We start from the raw sequence: 18,039 nt of genomic DNA on the forward strand, positions 1-18,039 counted from the left end.
CTGATGCCACATGAGCTTCCGGGGGATCTGAAGATCAGTTACGAGGCATCGCTCAGGACGGCTTGGACATCAGGGGCCCTGCCCGATGTCGGCCATGAGGGCCTTCGCGTCCTCGATGATGTCTTTCAGCGCTGCGGTGGCGGCTGCCTTGTCGGTACCTTGCACGGCCTGACGGAGACGCGCGAGGTCGGCGTCGAATTTCTGCGCGTCCTTCTTGGTGTCGGCAGGGGAGGCGGGAGAGACTCGTTGACGCTCGGTCAGGGCCTGGAGCAGGTCCGGCGTGACCTGGGGAGCGAACTGGCCCGGTGGCGTGGCCCGCGGTTGATCGCCGAGCCCGACGATGACCGCTCGCGTATCGACCGGGCCCGCGGCGGTGGCGGCGGTGGCAGGCCCGGTGACACCGAGCAGGCACGTTCCGCAGACAGCCAGCACGGCGGCAGGGACAGAAGCACGAATACCCATACGAGCAGCATTCCTTTCGAGAATCTTGTGCAGAACCAGTCGAACGTGCCCCAACCCCACCCTCGCGTCGCAACCTCACCGCATGCTCGCACCAAGATCGGCGACCTCCGCACACGAAAGTGCGACCGTTCCTTTCGTTGACCCGATGGGGCGCGCAAGTTAACAGTAATGGGAAGGCGGGCGGACACGGAGGGGCCACCTGGTCGGCCTCTAGGCATAACCAAAGCCGACCTCCAGCCTGAACCTCGGGTATTCATTCTCGGCGGATCGCGACCCGTGCGACGGGGGGCCGGCCAGGTGGCCTCTGCGCGGTCGCCAACTTTCTCCATACAGTTGGGACGCCTGCTCTATCACTCAACGAAAGGCGCGACACGGCTGACCAGAACCGTCACACGCCCCCGATCTGTCCGTCCTTGTCGCCGGGGCGGCTGCCTGCATTCCAGGTCAATGCGAGGCGTGGTTCAAAACAGGTTGAAACTGGTTGGTGCGACGTAGAGCAACCTTTCAATCTGCAACAGGTCCGTTTGGTGTGAAAAAGGCGGGCGTTCGTTCGCGTGCAGCTACCCGATGACTGTTCGTGTCGAACGTTGTTCGAATCCTGTGAAACTTGAGAGAGAATGGAGTGATGTTCAATGTGGGGACACGGTTGGGGCAGTTGGGGCGGCTGGTGGACCAGTTGGCACGGCTGGGGCTGCTGCGACGGTGACGGTCACGGTCACGGCTGGTGGTGACGGCCGGCCGGCCAGCTAGGCCCGTCTGCTAGGCCGGCGGGTGCCGGTGCCAGCGTCGGCCTGGGGGCGACACTTGCAATACTGCGCAATGCCGTGGCGAGAAGGTGGTGTTCATTAGCATGAGCCGAGCACGATCGACTCGCCAGGCGGTTAGCGGTAATGGGCGGTTCGGGGTAGCCGGGCTCTACGGTCGCGCGATCACTCTAGGTGACAGCCAACTGTTGCTGCGCGTGTTGATCGACAGTTTGCGCAGATAGCTCAACAGTCGGGATAGTGAGATCGCCGTATCCCCTGGTGTTGCGAGCGGGTTGCACAAGACATCCGCACGCAGTTGTGGCGGCTGGTGGTGGCAGCTCGATACTAGGCCTCGCTCCTAGTTGCTGTTCTGCGTGGGTGGCGATGCCCTGTCCGGAGCGTTGCCACCCACGCGGGCAGATATACGGGTATTTCGACCTTGACTTGGCCGGGCATGGTCACTTTGCTGGTGGTTCGTCCAGAGTGCGCGAAACGTGCATTCGGTGTGCCGGAGAGCGGGACTCGCGGGGGTCCTCAGTCGTCGATGTCGTCGGAGTCGTCGCGGGCCAGGAAGGTGGCCAGGCGCTCGACGGCGTTCTCGAACTCGGGGTTGAGGTCGACGAAGGCGCGCAGCCGGTCGGCGAGCCAGGCCAGGGTGACCTCCTCCTCGCCGCGCCGCTCCTCCAGCTCCTCGATGCCACGGTCGGTGAAGTACATGGTCTTTCCTCCTACGACAACGGCCGGGCCCCACGGGGAGCCCGGCCGTTGAGAACTACGGCGTGAAGAAAACTACAGCGTCACTCGAAGGCCTTGGTGACCACGGCCCGCTGCTCGACCTCGTGCACCTTGCTGAAGCCGGAGGCCGGGGCGGCCATCGGCCGGCGGGACACGCGGGTCAGCTTGCCCTGCACCTGCGGCAGCGCCTCGGGGATCACCAGACCCAGGTGCGGCCACGCGCCCTGGTTGGCCGGCTCCTCCTGCACCCAGCGGATGTCCTTGACGTTCGAGTACCGGTCCAGCACGGCCTTCAGCTTGCGCTCGGGCAGCGGGTAGAGCTGCTCGATACGGGCGATGGCCACGTTGTTCGCGCCGCGCTTCTCCTTCTCGGCGGCCAGCTCGTAGTAGATCTTGCCGCTGCACAGCAGCAGCCGGTCGACCTGCTCCGGGCTGGGCTGCGTCGGGTCGTCGATGACCGACATGAAGCGGCCGGTCGTGAAGTCCTCGACGGCGCTGGCGGCGGCCTTGAGGCGCAGCATGGACTTCGGCGTGAAGACGATCATCGGCCGCTTCACCCCGTCCAGCGCGTGCCGGCGCAACAGGTGGAAGTAGTTGGCCGGGGTGGACGGCACGGCGACGGTCATCGAGCCCTCGGCGCACAGCTGCAGGAACCGCTCGATGCGGCCGGAGCTGTGGTCGGGACCCTGGCCCTCCAGGCCGTGCGGCAGCAGCAGCACAACGTTGCCGCGCTGGCCCCACTTGGCCTCGCCGGAGGAGATGAACTCGTCGATGATCGACTGGGCGCCGTTGACGAAGTCGCCGAACTGCGCCTCCCACAGCACCAGCGCGTCCGGGTTGGCCACCGAGTAGCCGTACTCGAAGCCGACGGCCGCGAACTCCGACAGCGCCGAGTCGTAGACCATGAACTTGCCCTGGTTGTCGGCCAGGTGCTGGATCGGCGTGTACTCGGCGCTGGTCTTGCGGTCGATGACCACCGAGTGCCGCTGGCCGAAGGTGCCGCGCTGGGAGTCCTGGCCGGACAGCCGGACCGTCTTGCCCTCCATCACCAGCGAGCCGAACGCCAGCAGCTCGCCGAAGCCCCAGTCGATGCCGCCCTCGTGGGCCATCTGGGCCCGGCGCTCCAGCACCGGCTTGACCCGCGGGTGGGCGTTGAAGCCCTCGGGCAGGTCGACCTGGGCCTGGCCGATGCGGGCCACCGTCTCGGCGCTGACCGCGGTCGGCACCTTGGCCGGCACCTGCTGCTCGGACTCGACCGAGTTGGTCGGCTTGATCGGGTGCTTCTCCAGCTCCCGCACCTCGTTGAAGACGTGCTCGAGCTGGCTGGCGTAGTCGCGCAGCGCCTTCTCGGCCTCCTCGACGGAGATGTCGCCGCGGCCGATCAGGGACTCGGTGTAGGTCTTCCGGACCGAGCGCTTGGTGTCGATGATGTCGTACATCGCCGGCTGGGTCATCGACGGGTCGTCGCCCTCGTTGTGGCCGCGGCGGCGGTAGCAGATCATGTCGATGACGACGTCCTTGTGGAACGCCTCGCGGTACTCGACGGCCAGCTTGGCCACCCAGTAGCAGGCCTCCGGGTCGTCGCCGTTCACGTGGAAGACCGGCGCGCCGATCATCTTGGCCACGTCGGTGCAGTACTTGGAGGAGCGCGAGTGCTCCGGGTTGGTGGTGAAGCCGACCTGGTTGTTCACCACCACGTGCACGGTGCCGCCGGTGCGGTAGCCGCGCAGCAGGGCCAGGTTCAGCGTCTCGGCCACCACGCCCTGGCCGGCGAACGCGGCGTCGCCGTGCATCGCCACCGGCAGCACGGTGTAGCCCTCGCCGCCCTTGTCCAGCAGGTCCTGCTTGGCCCGGACGATGCCCTCCAGCACCGGGTCCACAGCCTCCAGATGGGACGGGTTGGAGGCCAGCGACACCTTGGTCTCGCCGTCGCCGAACATCCGGAAGTACTTGCCCTCGGCGCCCAGGTGGTACTTCACGTCGCCGGAGCCGTGGGCCTGGCCCGGGTCCAGGTTGCCCTCGAACTCGCGGAAGATCTGGGAGATCGGCTTGCCCACGATGTTGGCCAGCACGTTGAGCCGGCCGCGGTGCGGCATGCCGATGACGACCTCGTCCAGCTCGTGCTCGGCCGCCTTGTCCAGCACCGCGTCCAGCAGCGGGATCAGCGTCTCGCCGCCCTCCAGCGAGAACCGCCGCTGACCGACGTACTTGGTCTGCAGGAACGTCTCGAAGGCTTCGGCCGCGTTCAGCTTGGACAGGATGTACTTCTGCACGGTTGCCGGCGGCTTGTCGTGCACGACCTCGACCCGCTCCTGCAGCCAGCGGCGCTCGGCCGGCTCCAGGATGTGGGTGTACTCGACGCCGACGGTGCGGCAGTAGGAGTTGCGCAGCACGCCCAGGATGTCGCGCAGCTTCATCTTCTCCTGGCCGGCGAAGCCGCCCACGGCGAACTCGCGGTCCAGGTCCCACAGGGTCAGGCCGTGCGAGAGCACGTCCAGGTCCTCGTGCCGGCGCTGCCGGTAGTTCAGCGGGTCGGTGTCGGCCATCAGGTGGCCGCGCGAGCGGAACGCGTCGATCAGCTCGATCACCCGGGCGGTCTTGTCGACCGAGCCCTCGGGCAGGTCCTCCACCCAGCGGATCGGCTCGTAGGGCAGCCGCAGCGAGGTGAAGATGTCGTCGTAGAAGCCGTCCTCGCCCAGCAGCAGCTGGTGGATGCGGCGCAGGAACTCGCCCGACTCGGCGCCCTGGATGATGCGGTGGTCGTAGGTCGAGGTGAGCGTCATGATCTTGCTGACGCCCATCTCCACCAGGGCCTTCTCGCTGGTGCCCTGGAAGTGCGCCGGGTACTCCATCGCGCCGACGCCGACGATCGCGCCCTGGCCGGCGGTCAGCCGCGGCACCGAGTGGTTGGTGCCGATGGTGCCCGGGTTGGTCAGCTGGACGGTGCTGCCGGCGAAGTCGTCCGCGGTCAGGCCGCCGCTGCGGGCCTTGCGGATCAGGTCCTCGTAGGCCTGCCAGAACTGCGTGAACGTCATCGTCTCGCAGTTCTTGATGGCCGCCACCACCAGCGAGCGCTGGCCGTTCTTGCCGGGCAGGTCGATGGCCAGGCCCAGGTTCACGTGCTCCGGGGTGATGACCGAGGGCTTGCCGTCGACCACGCCGTAGGAGTTGTTCATGTTCGGGTACGACTCGATCGCCTTGACCAGCGCGTACCCGATGACGTGGGTGAAGGAGACCTTGCCGCCGCGGGTCCGCTTCAGATGGTTGTTGATGACGATGCGGTTGTCGGCGAGCAGCTTGGCCGGGACCGCGCGCACGCTGGTCGCGGTGGGCACGGTGAGCGAGGCGTCCATGTTGCGGGCGATCGCCGCGGCGGCGCCGCGCAGCACCTTCACCTCGGAGCCGGCGGCCGGCTTCACGGGGGCGGCGGTGGCGGAGGCGGCCGGAGTCGGCTTGGTGCTCGGCAGCGTGGTCTGCGCCGGGGTGGAGGCGGCGGCCGGAGCCGGCGGGGTGGCGACGTGGCCGTTGGCCGGGGCGGCCGGCGCCGGCGGCGCGGCCGGGGGTGCGGTGGTGGTCGCCGTCGCGGTCGCCGTGGCGGCGGTGGTGCCGTTGACCGCGGTGCTGCCGGCGGCCGTGCGCTGCGTCGCCTTGTAGTCGGCGAAGAAGTCATGCCATGCCGGGTCGACGGATGACGGGTCGGCGAGGAACTGGTCGTACATCTCCTCGACCAGCCACTCGTTCGGGCCGAACTGCGACGCAGAGCTAGAGCTGGACACGGCTGGCGCTCGCCTCTATCTATCTCGCTAGTGGTACTGACTCACTCCGCCAGCAAGGCTAGTACTCCGCGTGGGTCGCTTCACACACAGCCGAGCGGGCACAACGTCAGGTGGATCACATGATCAATACAGATTGTCGCATCGTTGCAAGGCTGTGACCGGCGGTGTTGAGCATGGCTTAGGGAACTGGATCGTTTCAGTCGTGCACTTGCACGGGGAATGATTGTGTCCGGAAGCACGTTTCGACCTGCCTCGCCCTCCCGCACGTGCACTTTCGAGTGATCTGAACTCGACACATGGCTGCCCGAGAGCGGGACTCGCCGGGGTTCCCCGGGATCTTCCGCGAGTCCCGCTTTCAGGCAGCTGAACCACGAGTTTCAGGCCGCGTCGTCGAGGTGGGTACCGGTGTGCCACATCTCGGCGTAGCGGCCGTTGGCCTCCAACAGCTCGGTGTGGGTGCCCTGTTCGACGATGCGGCCCTGTTCCAGGACCACGATCCGGTCGGCGCGAGCCGCGGTGGCGAGCCGGTGCGCGACGACAAACGTGGTGCGGCGGCCGGCGAGGCGTTCGCTGGCGGCCAGCACGGTGGCCTCGGTGGCGGGATCGAGGGCGGCGGTGGCCTCGTCGAGCAACAGGACGGCCGGGTCCACCAGTTCGGCACGGGCCAACGCCACCAGCTGCCGCTGGCCGGCGGAGAGGGCCTGGCCGCGTTCACCGACCTGCTGGTGCATCGCATGTTGCAGACCGGCGACCTGACGCAGAGCGCCGACTGCGCGCACGGCAGCGGTGACGTCGTCGCGACTCGCGGTGGGACGGCCGTAGCGAACGTTGTCAGCGACGTCGCCGACGAACAGGTGTGCCTCCTGCGGCACGACTCCGAGCCGGCCTCGGTAGCTGTCCAGGTCGTAGTCACGGACGTCGACGCCGTCCACGAGCACGACGCCGTCGGTCACGTCGTAGAACCGCGCCACCAGTTTCACGAGTGTGGACTTGCCAGCGCCGGTGCGGCCGACGAGCGCGACGGTCTCACCGGCACGGACGTGCAGGCTCACGCGATCCAGCGCCGGGGCCGACGCGCCGGCATAGCGGAAGGTGACGTCACGCAGCTCGATCTCGCCCCGCAGTGTCGACGGAACCGGCACGGGCCGGGGCGGCAGCACGATCGACGACGGTGTGTTGAGCAGCTCGCCGATGCGCTTCAGGCCGACCATCGCCTGCTGGTAGCCGTCGAACACACCGGACAGCTGCTGCACCGGCGCGAAGAACAGCCCCAGGTACAGCTGGAACGCCAACAGCGCGCCGGCGCTCAGATCGCCGCCGGCCACGCGGTACGCGCCGACCGCCAGCACCGCCGCCTGGGCCACGCCGGAAAGCAGTGCCACGAAAGGGAAGTACACCGCGATGTAGCGCTGGGCCCGCAGACGTGAGGTCCGGTAGGCCAGGCTGCGCTCCCCGAACTCACGCGCCGAGTACTGCTCACGCGTGAACGCCTGCGTGACGCGAAGCCCGGACACGTTCTCCTGCAAGTCGGCGTTCACCACGCTGACCCGCTCACGCGCCTGGGCGTACGCCTCCGAGGAGGCCTTGCGGAAGAAGTACGTCGCCACAGCCAGGATCGGGATCGCCGCCATCGACACCAGGGCCAGCCCGACGTCGGTGACCAGCAGCGCCACCGCGATGCCCACGATGGTCAGCCCGCTCACTGCCGCCGTCACCAGCCCGGTCTGGAGGAACGTCGACAGCGCGTCGACGTCGGTGGTCATCCGGGTCATGATCCGGCCGGCGAGCTCGCGCTCGTAGTAGTCGAGGCCGAGCCGCTGCAGGTGGGCGAAACTGCGCACCCGCAGCACGTACAGGAGACGCTCACCGACCCGGGCGGTCAGCACTGTCTCCATACGCATGTTCAGCCAGCCGACCAGGACGATGCCCACGCCCAGTCCCGTTGCCACCCACAGCACGCCCACTACGCCACGGGTCACGCCGTTGTCGACGCCGTACTGCACCAGCGCCGGCAGCGCCATCGAACTCAGCGCGTCGACTGTCACCAACAGACCCACCAACAACAGGGCCCAGCGCACGGGCCGCAACAGCGACACGAGACCGAACTTGCGATCCGTGGCACCGGAGTCGGGGCTCAGGCGAGGTTGTTCGGTGGCCTCGGGCAGCGGCACCAGGTCCGGCTGGTCCGGCTCTTCCGGTGCCACCTCCGGCCACAGTTGCGCCGACGCGACGTCGCTCGGCGCGGTCACGTCCTCGATCGCCTCACCGGGCCCGGCGAGCAGTTCACGGAACAGCGTGCAGCGCTCGTTCAGTTCTTCCTCGGTGCCGACGTCCACGACCCGACCGCCGTCGAGCACCGCGATGCGGTCGGCCAGCGCGAGCGTGGAACGCCGGTGTGCGACCAACAACGTGGTGCGCTGCGCGGTGACGGCCTTGAGCGTGTCGTGGATGGCCGCCTCGGTGACGGCGTCGACCGCCGACGTGGCGTCGTCCAGCACGAGCACGCGTGGAGCCGACAGCAGGGCTCGGGCCAAGGCGATGCGTTGGCGCTGACCACCGGACAGCGTCAGGCCGCGCTCGCCGACCTTGGTTTCGTAGCCGTCCGGCAGCGCGGTGATGAACTCGTGCGCCTCGGCCGCTCGCGCAGCCTCTTCCACCTCAACGTCAGTGGCGTCGGGACGGCCGTAGGCGATGTTGCCGCGAATCGTGTCCGAGAACAGGAACGCCTCCTCGAACACCACCCCGACGGAGTTGCGCAACGAGTGCAGGCGCAGGTTTCGGACGTCGACGCCGCCAACCCGAATCGCGCCCGCGTGCACGTCGTAGAACCGGGGTAGGAGCAGTGACACGGTCGACTTGCCGGACCCGGCAGTGCCCACCAGCGCCAGCGTCTCGCCCGGCTCGACCGTCAGGCTCACGTGAGCCAGTACCGGTTCACTGCGCGCGTACCCGAAGGTGATGTCGTCCAACTCGACCGCCAGCGGGCCGTCGGGCACCTCCTTGGCGCCGTCGCGGACGTCCGGCTGCGAGTCGATCAGCTCGTCGACCCGGTTCACGCTGGCCTTGGTCACCTGCGCCGTCACCATCGCCGCGGCGAGGAAGCGGGCCGGGCCCATCAGCCCGGTCACGTAGCTGGCGAACGCGAGGAAAGTGCCCAGCGTGACCTGGCCGTTCATGGCCAGCCAGCCGCCCAGACCCAGCACCGCGATCTGACCGAACAGCGGCATCGCGCCCAGCGTCGCCGTCGGCCGGGAGGTCAGGCCCGCGGCCCGCATCCGCAGCGAGAACAGCTTGCGGGCCCGGCGCTCCAGGCCGGCGATCTCCCGGGTCTCCTGGCCGAAGCCCTTCACCACGCGCACGCCGGTGACCGTCTCCTCGACGTGCTGCGCGACGTCGGCGGCCTGCTGCTGCGCGTGCCAGGTGGCCGAGAACAGCGTGCGGCGGCTGCGCAGCGCGACGTACACCACCGCCGGCACCACGATCAGCGCGATCACCGTGAGCGACGGCGACAGCCACAGCATTGCCCCGACCGCCACCACGACGAAGGCGATGTTGCCCAGCGCGTACGGCACCATCGAGATCAGGCCCTGCACCTGGTTCAGGTCGCTGATCGAGCGGGACACCACCTGTCCCGTGCGCAGCTCGTCCTGCTTGCCGCCGTCCAGCCGCTGCACCGCCGCGAACACCTGGCCCCGCAGGTCGTGCTGCACGTCCAGGGCCAGGCGGCCGCCAAGGTAGCGACGTAAGAAGGCGGTCACGAAGGTCAGCAGCTCGATGCCGACCAGCGCGGTGATCAGCCAGCCCAGGCGGTTCGTTGTGCCGGACACTGCGTCGTCCACGGCCAGCCGGACCACCAGCGGCGCCACCGCCTGCTGGCCCACCCCCAACACCGCCGCGCCCAGCGACAGCACCACTATGACCGGATGCCGCCAGCAGGCGGCCGCCAGCCGCCGCACCCAACCCGTTTGTTCGGACACAGAAGTAACTTACGGTGCCCGCACAAGATCATGAGGGCTCGTTGCCCCCTCGCCTTTCGCCACATGTGGACCACATGTGGCCACGGGAGTCGACTGTGGCGCACATGTGGCGAAAAAAGGGGAGGGGGAGGGCGTGTCAGGTGATGTCGCGTTGGCGGCTCATGAACCAGCCGCCGACGGCGAACACGGCGGTCCAGCCGGCGAAGATGAGGCCGCTGATCCACCAGTCGAAGGCGCCCCGGGCGCCGGCGCCGGCGCGGATGAGGTCGGAGAACAGCTGCTGGGCGTCGCCGCTGATGAACGGGCTGATGCTGGCGACCTTGTCCACCACCAGCTGGGAGGCCACCGAGCCGGTGAGGCCGTCGGCGGAGCCGTTGATCAGGATGCCGGGCCAGTTGTACGGCAGCAGCGTGCCGATCAGGTTCTCCACCAGCAGCGTGTAGAGCAGCAGCGAGATGATCGACGCGATCGGGCTGCCGAACAGCGCCCCGACGCCCATGGCCAGCAGCGTCCAGAGCATGCAGGACAGGATCCCGGACCCGGCGATCTCCAGCCAGCTGATGGCGTCGGGCAGCTGCTCGGGCCGGGACGCGATGAGCGTGCCGATGCTGGCCACGCCGGTGATCACGACGCCGAAGCCGAGGCCCCAGACCGCGTAGGTGATCAGCTTGGCGCCGAGCAGGCTGCCCCGGTTGGGCGCGGTCAGGTAGCTGGTGGTGATGGTCCGCCGGTTGATCTCGCTGGACAGCGCCAGCGCGCCGAACACGATCGGGAACAGCGCGGTGATGTTCACGGTGCGCGCGAAGATCAGCGTGGACCACGGCAGGTTGTTGAAGTTCAGCCGCAGCTCGCTGGTCACCACCGAGCGGTTGATCGAGTCGAGCACCAACCCGATCAGCAGGTTGCCGGCGATGCTCCACAGCGCCGCCAGCGCGACGGTCGGGATCAGCAGCGCCCACCACATCTTGGTGGTCAGGATCTTGCGGAACTCGGCGGAGATGAGCCGGCCCATCAGGCGTTACCTCCCCAACCGCCACCCGGCGGCTGCTCCGGCGGCGTGGCCGCCTGCGGCTGGTCCTGCGGCGGGGCGTAGGGCTGGCCGCCGTACTGCTGGCCGGGCTGCTGGGGCGCATAGCCCGGCGGCTGCTGGTACTGCTGCGGGTCGGCGGCAGGCGCGTAACCCGGAGGCTGTTGGTACTGCTGGGGATCGGCCGCGGGCGCGTAGCCCTGGGGCGGCGTGCCCGGCTGGGCGTAGCCCTGTGGGGGAGTGCCGGCGTAACCCGGCGTGCCCTGGGGAAGGGCGTACCCCTGGGACGGCGGGCCGTAGCCACCGGCGCCGGGCGGCGGACCGTAGCCGGGCGGGGCGCCGTAGGCGGCCTGCTGGCCGGTGTACTGGCCCTGGGTCAGCCGGAAGAACAGCTGCTCCAGGTCGACGTTCTCCTGCTGGATGTCGTACAGCGCGATGCCGGCGGCCATGGCCACGTCGGCCACGGTCTTGCGGTCCACGCCGGTGATCGCCAGCCGGCCGTCCGGGGTCGGCTCGATGGCGTTGACGCCGGCCTCCTGCAGCTTGGCGACCAGCGTCTGGGGGTCGGCGGCCTGCACGAGGACCCGGCTCTGCTGGGACTGGCGCAGGTAGTCCAGCGACCCGTAGTAGACGGTCTGGCCGCGGCTGATGATCACGACCTGGTCCACGGTCTGCTCGATCTCGGCCAGCAGGTGGCTGGAGATCAGCACGGTCCGGCCGGTGCGGGCGAAGGACTGCAGGAAGGCCCGCAGCCAGGCGATGCCCTCTGGGTCGAGGCCGTTGGCCGGCTCGTCGAGCACCAGCACCTGGGGGTCGCCGAGCAGCGCGGTGGCCAGCGCCAGCCGCTGCTTCATGCCCAGCGAGAAGCCGCCCGCGGCCCGCCGGCCGGCCTCGGCCAGCCCAACCAGCTCCAGCACCTGGTCGGCCCGCTGGTCGGGCACGCCCATGGCGGCCGCGTACACGCGCAGGTGGTTGCGGGCGGTCCGGCTCGGGTGGAAGCCCTGGGCCTCCAGCACGGCGCCGACCACCCGGCCGGGGTTGCCGAGCTGCTCGAACGGCAGGCCGTTGATCGTCGAGGCGCCGGCGGTCGGCCGCACCAGACCCAGCAGCATGCGCAGGGTGGTGGTCTTGCCGGCCCCGTTCGGCCCGAGGAAGCCGGTGACCGAGCCCGGTTCCACGGTGAAGCTGAGGTTGTTGACCGCGATGATCGGCCCGAACTGCTTGCTCAGGCCCTGCACCACGATGCGGCCACTGCCGTCGTGCACGTGTTCCTCCCGGTAGCGGAGCGTTCGGGTGTCCCGGTCATACCCTATTCGTCGGCTTCGCGCCGCCGGATCGCCAGCTGTTCCAACAGATATGTGACGACGCCGTCATCGTCGTTGGCCCCGGTCACCACCGAGGCCGCCGCCCGGACCTCGGGCTGGGCGTTGGCCGGTGCGACGCGGCGGTCGGCGACGGCGAACATGGGCAGGTCGTTGAGGTGGTCGCCGCACACGGTGATCTCGCCGGCCAGGCCCAGCCGCTGCCGCAGCTCCAGGATGGCAGCGCCCTTGGTGGCCAGTGGGCTCTGCACCACGACCTCGGACCAGCCCGGGCTGTAGTAGTTCAGCGCCGCCCACACCCGCGCGCCCTCGCCGACGGCGTCCTGCACGGCCGCGGCGACCGACGACGCGTCCTCGTCCGGCACGTAAGAACAGAGCATGACGACCTGTTCCTGGCCGGCGACCGCGCGCAGGTCGGCGGTCTCGGTCAGCCGGGGGTCGGCGTAGCGGCGCTTCTCGGCGATGAACCAGCCGGCGCCGGTGTTGAGGTCCGTGCCGTGGTGCACCCGGTCCCGCGTGCCGTCCCAGCTGGTCACGATGGGATCGCCGAGCAGCTCGACGGCCTTGCCGGCGATCGCCGCGTCCAGCGCGTTGGTGACCAGGTGCTCGCCGGTGCGCAGGTCGGAGATGTACGCCCCGTTGTGCTCGATCACCGGCAGCCGCAGGTCGACGCCCGGCAGCATGGGCCGCATCGCGGCGGTGCTGCGGGCGCTGGCCACGGTCACCACGACGCCGGCCGCGACCAGGGCGTTGAGCCCGTCGCGGGCGGCGTCGGACAGCGACGTGTCGGACCGCAGCAGCGTGCCGTCCAGGTCGGAGACCAGCAGGTGTCCCGGTGCCGTCAGCCAGCTCACCGGCCCCATCTTCGCAGGGAAAGCCCCCTTCCCCGCATCGGGATCACTTCGTGGCCGGCGACTCCTGCCAGTAGTCCTCCAGCACCCGGCGCATCTCCTCGGTCTCCGCGTCCGGCTCGCCGAGCAGCTCGAACCGGGGCGGCACCACCGCGTCCACCAGTGTCTCGTCCACCACCGGCCCGTCCACCACCGTCTTGTCCACCAGCGTCTCGTCCACCAGCGTCTCGTCCACCAGCGGCGCGGTCGGATCCGGCTCGGGGGCCGCCGGCAGGGCCGGCAGCACGCCACCGAACGCGACGATCGGGTCCAGTCGGGCCAGCGCCGGGGCGTCCGGCTGGTCCGCGTACTCGCCGGGGGCCGGCCAGGTCGGGTCGTCGACGATGTGCACGGTGGCGAACGGCCCGGAGCTGGCGATCGCCGGCGGCATGGTCGGCGGCGGCTCGACCGCCGCGTACACCGGAGCCGGCGGCAGCGCCGGCAGCACCGGGAACTCCACGGTCATCTCCGACGGCACCTCGGGCGGCAGTGCCATGGTCGGCCGGGCGGCCGTGGGCAGCGGCCGGGTGCGCACGCCCTGCACGGCGGTGCCGTCGGCCTGCTTGCTGTGCCGCCCGCCGCGGCGGAACAGGGATCGCATCCCGCCACCGCTGGGCCGGGGCGGCGGGGTGCCCTCGCCGATCAGGTGCTGGTGGGCCAGCAGCCACACCTTGCACGGCCAGCGCCGCTTGCGCAGCCGGCCCGGGCAGGCCCGGCAGCGGCCGTCCTCGTCGGCGGTGTGCACCTCCAACAGCAGCCGCCAGCCGTCGGCCAGCCGCTGCAGCTCGGCCCGCGCCAGCGGGGCCAGTGTGCCGGCGCTGGTCTGCTCGGCGGCCTGGTCGAGGGCGGCGAGTCGGCGCAGCACGGCCCGCCGCATTCCGTCGTCGACGGCGCTCATTCGGCCAGGCCCACGTCGGTCCGGCTCGCCTGGGCCAGGCCGGTGTCGGCCCGGCCCGGATCCAGCTCGGTCGGGCCGACGTCGGTCTGTCTCAGGCTGCCGGCGGCCCGGTCCAGGGCGAGGTGCAGCCGCCGGGTTTGCTGCGGGGACAGCACGGCGGTCTCGCCGGGCGGCGCGACCAGCACCACGCGGTCGGGCTCGACGAGCACGGTCATGGCCCGGTCCCGGCCGAACGGGTCCCGGCAGTCCACCCACCAACGGGGTTCACTCATCAGACATCTCCGTCAGGCTCCACGGGGTGCCACGTGCAGGTGAGCAGGGCTGGCGGCACACACCCGTCACACATCGGCCGATCGGGGCAGCTCACACAGTCTGCGAGGCAGGGTTTCACCCGTTCGCACGCTCGTTCACCCGTTCGAGTGGCGGCAAACAAGATTTTTTCGACGGATCTGGTCCAAACATGAGGCAAATCGGGGTCCGAGACCCTAAGCTGTTCTTGGCGGCCCGCTCCCAGTGACCCCCAGGCTGGTTGAGCGGGCCGCTCTTCCATGTTCTCAGGCCGTGACCCGGCTCACTAGCCCGATCTCCTCTCGCTGCCCCGATCTCCTCGACGTGACCTTCCCTTGCCCGCTAAATTGTGGGTATATCCCATCTCTTTTGTTGCAGGGGGTTCTGATGAGGGTGTTGGTCACGGCTTCGCCGGGTCTCGGCCACATGCTGCCGATGGTGTCGATCTCCTGGGCGCTGCGCGCCGCGGGCCACGAGGTGCTGCTGGCCATGGCCGGCCGCAACGCGCAGCACGTGCCGATGCTGGCCGCGTCCGGACTGCACGTGGTGGAGACCCAGCCGCCCGAGACGTTTGCCCGGCTGATTGATCAGGTCCGCGACGGCGTGGACATCAAGGCGATCCAGAAGATGATCCGCGACGCGTCCCGTAGCGGCGACGCCGAGCAGCTGATGAACCTCGGCGTGCGGCTGTTCGCCCCGCAGTCCGACGTCGTCGCCGACACCGTGGTGGCGATCGCCGACGAGTGGCGGCCCGACCTGGTGGTGCACTCGCCGATGGAAGCCGCCGGCCCGCTGGCCGCGGCCAAGTTGGGCGTGCCCGCGGTCGAGCAGGCGTACGGACTGCACAGCTCCGAGACCCGGTTCGTGCAGCTCGCCGAAGCCATTGCCGACACTTACGGCCGACACGGCGTGGACGGTCCGCCCGCTCGGCATGCCCTGCTCAACGTGGCGCCGCCGAGCATGGGCACGCCCAACCCGGGTTGGGCGATGCGGTACGTGCCGTTCAACGGCGGTGGCCAGCTGCCGGACTGGCTGCTGCACCGGCCGGACCGGCCACGGGTGATCGTCACGCTGGGCACGGTGATTCCCGGCTTCGTCGGGCTCGGCCCGTTGCAGTGGCTCGCCGACGTGGCCGGCGGCCTCGACGCAGAGTTTGTGGTCACGCTGGACGACACCGAGGCCGAGCAGCTCGGCGCGCTGCCGGACAACGTGCGCCCGGTGCCCTACACGCCGCTGAACGCGTTGCTGGCCACCAGCGCCGCGATCATTCACCACGGCGGCTCCGGCTCCACCATGACGTCGCTGGCCATGGGCGTGCCGCAGCTGGTCGTGCCGCAGGGCGCGGACCAGTTCAACAACGCCCACGAAGTGGCCAAGCGCGGCGCCGGCTTCGAGGTCGACACGGAGGTGTCTCCGGTCGGCGCGGACGACCTGGTCCGGCTGCTGACCGACGCCTCGCTGGCCACCGCGGCCGCCGAGGTCAAGGCCGAGATCGCCGCCCGGCCGGCGCCGGCCGACCTCGTGTCCCGACTCGTCGAGTTGGCGGGCTGAGGCCATGCGCGTCCTCGTCACCGCCATCTCCGGGCACGGCCACCTCTTCCCGCTGGTCACGACCGCGTGGGCGCTGCGCGCGGCTGGCCACGACGTGCTGTTCGCCACCGCGGGGGACATGGCCGCAGTCCAGACCACCGGCCTGCACTCCTACGACGTCGCTCCCGGCTTGGACATGCGCAAGCTGGTCAGCGACAACGTCGGCGAGGCGTTCCGCAGCACGACCCGCGGGCGTCGGTTCGACGACAACCCCGGCGACCTGCGCGACCACCCGGCGTTCCGGCTGTTCCACGGCCTGGCCGAGGGCATGGTCGACGGCCTGGTGGAGCTGGCCCGGGACTGGCGGCCGGACGTGGTCGTCTACGAGGCGATGAACGTCATCGGCCTGCTGGCGGCCCGGGCCGCCGGGGCCGCGTCGGTGTCGCACTCGATCGGCGTCTCCCACAACAGTCAGGTCATGGCCCACTTCGGCGTCATGCAGCTCGACATCTTCCGGCGCTTCGGCGTCGACCAGCTGCCCGAGCCGGACGTGTTCCTGGACGTCACGCCGCCGAGCATGAAGCCGGCGCCGGACGGCTGGTCCATGCGGTACGTGCCGTACAACGGCGGCGGGCAGCTGCCGGGCTGGCTGACCGGACGGCCGGGGCGGCCGCGGATCACCGTCACCCTGGGTACGGTCGCGCCGATGATGACTGGCATCGGGCCGGTGGAGCGGATCGTCGCGGCGGCGGAGAAGGTCGACGCCGAGTTCGTGGTGGCGATGGGGTCCGGCGTCGACACCTCGTCGTTGCGGGACCGGCCGGACAACGTGCGCCTGGTCGGCTACGTGCCGCTCGGTCCGTTGCTGGCCAGCAGCACTGCCGTCGTCCACCACGGCGGGGCCGGCACCACGCTGACCGCGCTGGACGCCGGCGTGCCGCAGATCGTGGTGCCGCAGGGCGCCGATGGGCCGGCCAACGCCGCCGCGGTCGCCGCCGCCGGCTGCGGCCTCAACGTGACTGACGAGCAGTTGGACGCCGAGCTGGTCGAGCGGCTGCTCGCCGACGGGTCGCTGGGGTTGAACGCGGCGCGGATCCGGGCCGAGATGCATGCCATGCCGTCTCCGGCCGAGGTGGCCGATCGACTGACTAAGAATTTCGGTGGACAGAACTCTTAGTTGAAGAGTTAAATGGCTGGCACAGGGAGGAGCCAGTCATGCGCATTCTGATCACCACGTCCCCCGGGATGGGACACATCCTGCCGACCATCTCGTTCGCACACGCGGCCCGCGCCGCCGGACACGAGGTGCTGTACGCGTCCGGCGGTTTCGTGGACGCGATCGCCCAGGCCGGCCTACAGGTCGTGGACGCGTCGCCGGGCACGGACTACATGCAGATCTTCAGCACCGTCGGCGGCAGGCTGCGCGAGCAGATGGCCGCCGCGCGCGACGACCTGGGCCGGTCCATGGAGATGGCCCTGCGGATGTTCGCCAAGGTCTCCGAGCCGACGTTGGAGACCGTAGTCCGGGTGGCCGAGAAGTGGCAGCCGGACGTCATCGTGCACACGCCGATGCAGGCCGCCGGGCAACTGGCCGCCGGCAAGCTGGGCGTGCCGCTGGTGATGCTCAATCTGGGCATGGGCCAGGACCGCGGCCGGCTGGACCTGCGGAACGTCACCTACGGGGAACTGCACGAGCACTTCGAGCGGCACGGCGTCGCCGAGGCCCCGGCCCCGGCGGTGCGGCTCGACGTCACGCCGCCGAGCGTGCGGGGATCGGCGGCGGTGCCGGACCAGGTGTGGCCGATGCGGTACGTGCCGTACAACGGCGGCTCGGTGGTGCCGGAGTGGTTGCTGGACAAGCCGGAACGCCGCCGCGTGCTGATCACGCTCGGCACCGTGGTGCCGGCGTTCGGCCTGGGCATCGTGGAGCCGATCGTCGCCGCGGCCAGCAAGGTGGACGCGGAGTTCGTGCTGGCGCTCGGCAACGTGGACACGTCCTCGCTGGGCGAGCTTCCGGGCAACGTCCGCGTGGTGGGCTACCTGCCGCTCGGCGTGATGCTGTCCTCGTGCGACGCCGCCATCCACCACGGCGGCGCCGGCACCACGATGACCACTGTGGAGGCCGGCATCCCGCAGATCGTTGTGCCACAAGCCGCGGACCAGTTCATCAACGCGGACACCGTGCAGGCCAACGGTCTTGGCCAGCGGGCCACCGTCGCCGACGTGGACGTCGCGTTGATCGAGCGACTGCTCACCGACGACACGTGGCGGGCCAACGCCGTCCGCGTACGCGATGAACTGCACGCCATGCCGTCGCCGGTGGAGGTGGTGGAGCGCCTGGCCGGCTTCGTCGGCTGACCCGCCGCCCGCTCGCCCCAACCCTCTACC

The 18,039-nt window shown here is 69.9% G+C and carries 12 protein-coding genes; 3 read left to right on the forward strand and 9 right to left on the reverse strand.

From position 1 onward, the window contains the following. Positions 1 to 69: 69 nt before the first annotated feature. From JJ691_RS43935 to JJ691_RS43975, 9 genes are all read right to left on the reverse strand, one after another. Positions 70 to 462 carry a hypothetical protein gene (locus JJ691_RS43935; protein WP_211765321.1) on the reverse strand — a complete coding sequence of 131 codons (393 nt, stop codon included), beginning with the start codon at positions 460 to 462 and terminating at the stop codon, positions 70 to 72. Positions 463 to 1,742: 1,280 nt separating this feature from the next. Next, entirely contained in the window at positions 1,743 to 1,925 is a 183-nt protein-coding gene (locus JJ691_RS43940) for a DUF6104 family protein (protein ID WP_211765322.1), read from the reverse strand. 80 nt (positions 1,926 to 2,005) lie between these two features. Further along, positions 2,006 to 5,719: a multifunctional oxoglutarate decarboxylase/oxoglutarate dehydrogenase thiamine pyrophosphate-binding subunit/dihydrolipoyllysine-residue succinyltransferase subunit gene (locus tag JJ691_RS43945; RefSeq protein ID WP_211765323.1), complete on the reverse strand. Its 3,714-nt coding sequence runs from the start codon at positions 5,717 to 5,719 to the stop codon at positions 2,006 to 2,008. 377 nt (positions 5,720 to 6,096) lie between these two features. Further along, positions 6,097 to 9,696, reverse strand: a complete 3,600-nt coding sequence (locus JJ691_RS43950) for an ABC transporter ATP-binding protein (RefSeq protein ID WP_211765324.1) — start codon at positions 9,694 to 9,696, stop codon at positions 6,097 to 6,099. A 136-nt stretch (positions 9,697 to 9,832) separates the two neighbouring features. Then, entirely contained in the window at positions 9,833 to 10,708 is an 876-nt protein-coding gene (locus tag JJ691_RS43955; protein WP_211765325.1) for a hypothetical protein, read from the reverse strand. Beyond that, positions 10,708 to 11,988 (reverse strand): ABC transporter ATP-binding protein, encoded by a 1,281-nt coding sequence (locus JJ691_RS43960; RefSeq protein ID WP_211765326.1) that lies wholly within the window; start codon positions 11,986 to 11,988, stop codon positions 10,708 to 10,710. Before JJ691_RS43960 ends, JJ691_RS43955 begins: the two co-directional genes overlap by 1 nt. 44 nt (positions 11,989 to 12,032) lie before the next feature. Next, the gene (locus JJ691_RS43965; RefSeq protein ID WP_211765327.1) at positions 12,033 to 12,899 is read right to left on the reverse strand and encodes an HAD hydrolase family protein; all 867 of its coding nucleotides are present in this window, start codon (positions 12,897 to 12,899) and stop codon (positions 12,033 to 12,035) included. A gap of 43 nt (positions 12,900 to 12,942) precedes the next feature. Then, positions 12,943 to 13,833, reverse strand: coding sequence for a hypothetical protein (locus tag JJ691_RS43970; RefSeq protein ID WP_211765328.1), 891 nt, complete (start codon positions 13,831 to 13,833; stop codon positions 12,943 to 12,945). Continuing rightward, the gene (locus JJ691_RS43975; protein WP_211765329.1) at positions 13,830 to 14,105 is read right to left on the reverse strand and encodes a hypothetical protein; all 276 of its coding nucleotides are present in this window, start codon (positions 14,103 to 14,105) and stop codon (positions 13,830 to 13,832) included. The genes JJ691_RS43970 and JJ691_RS43975 overlap by 4 nt, the downstream gene beginning before the upstream one ends. Positions 14,106 to 14,508: 403 nt before the next feature. Here JJ691_RS43975 and JJ691_RS43980 point away from each other — a divergent pair, with 403 nt between their 5' ends. Genes JJ691_RS43980 through JJ691_RS43990 form a run of 3 tightly spaced genes read left to right on the forward strand, consistent with a single transcriptional unit; the run spans position 14,509 to position 18,009 of the window. After that, positions 14,509 to 15,672 carry a nucleotide disphospho-sugar-binding domain-containing protein gene (locus tag JJ691_RS43980; RefSeq protein ID WP_211765330.1) on the forward strand — a complete coding sequence of 388 codons (1,164 nt, stop codon included), beginning with the start codon at positions 14,509 to 14,511 and terminating at the stop codon, positions 15,670 to 15,672. A 4-nt stretch (positions 15,673 to 15,676) separates the two neighbouring features. Next, the gene (locus tag JJ691_RS43985; protein WP_211765331.1) at positions 15,677 to 16,828 is read left to right on the forward strand and encodes a nucleotide disphospho-sugar-binding domain-containing protein; all 1,152 of its coding nucleotides are present in this window, start codon (positions 15,677 to 15,679) and stop codon (positions 16,826 to 16,828) included. A gap of 38 nt (positions 16,829 to 16,866) precedes the next feature. Next, positions 16,867 to 18,009 (forward strand): nucleotide disphospho-sugar-binding domain-containing protein, encoded by a 1,143-nt coding sequence (locus tag JJ691_RS43990; protein ID WP_211765332.1) that lies wholly within the window; start codon positions 16,867 to 16,869, stop codon positions 18,007 to 18,009. Positions 18,010 to 18,039: the final 30 nt, after the last annotated feature.

It is taken from the genome of Kutzneria sp. CA-103260 (assembly GCF_018263855.1).
GTDB lineage: Bacteria > Actinomycetota > Actinomycetes > Mycobacteriales > Pseudonocardiaceae > Kutzneria.

What these genes read in the sequence shown, in the direction of transcription:
- JJ691_RS43955 (WP_211765325.1), bottom strand. Translation starts at nt 10,708, where the DNA reads ATGGGCCGGCTCATCTCCGCCGAGTTCCGCAAGATCCTGACCACCAAG.
- JJ691_RS43975 (WP_211765329.1), bottom strand. Translation starts at nt 14,105, where the DNA reads ATGAGTGAACCCCGTTGGTGGGTGGACTGCCGGGACCCGTTCGGCCGG.
- JJ691_RS43940 (WP_211765322.1), bottom strand. Translation starts at nt 1,925, where the DNA reads ATGTACTTCACCGACCGTGGCATCGAGGAGCTGGAGGAGCGGCGCGGC.
- JJ691_RS43980 (WP_211765330.1), top strand. Translation starts at nt 14,509, where the DNA reads ATGAGGGTGTTGGTCACGGCTTCGCCGGGTCTCGGCCACATGCTGCCG.
- JJ691_RS43990 (WP_211765332.1), top strand. Translation starts at nt 16,867, where the DNA reads ATGCGCATTCTGATCACCACGTCCCCCGGGATGGGACACATCCTGCCG.
- JJ691_RS43935 (WP_211765321.1), bottom strand. Translation starts at nt 462, where the DNA reads ATGGGTATTCGTGCTTCTGTCCCTGCCGCCGTGCTGGCTGTCTGCGGA.
- JJ691_RS43970 (WP_211765328.1), bottom strand. Translation starts at nt 13,833, where the DNA reads ATGAGCGCCGTCGACGACGGAATGCGGCGGGCCGTGCTGCGCCGACTC.
- JJ691_RS43985 (WP_211765331.1), top strand. Translation starts at nt 15,677, where the DNA reads ATGCGCGTCCTCGTCACCGCCATCTCCGGGCACGGCCACCTCTTCCCG.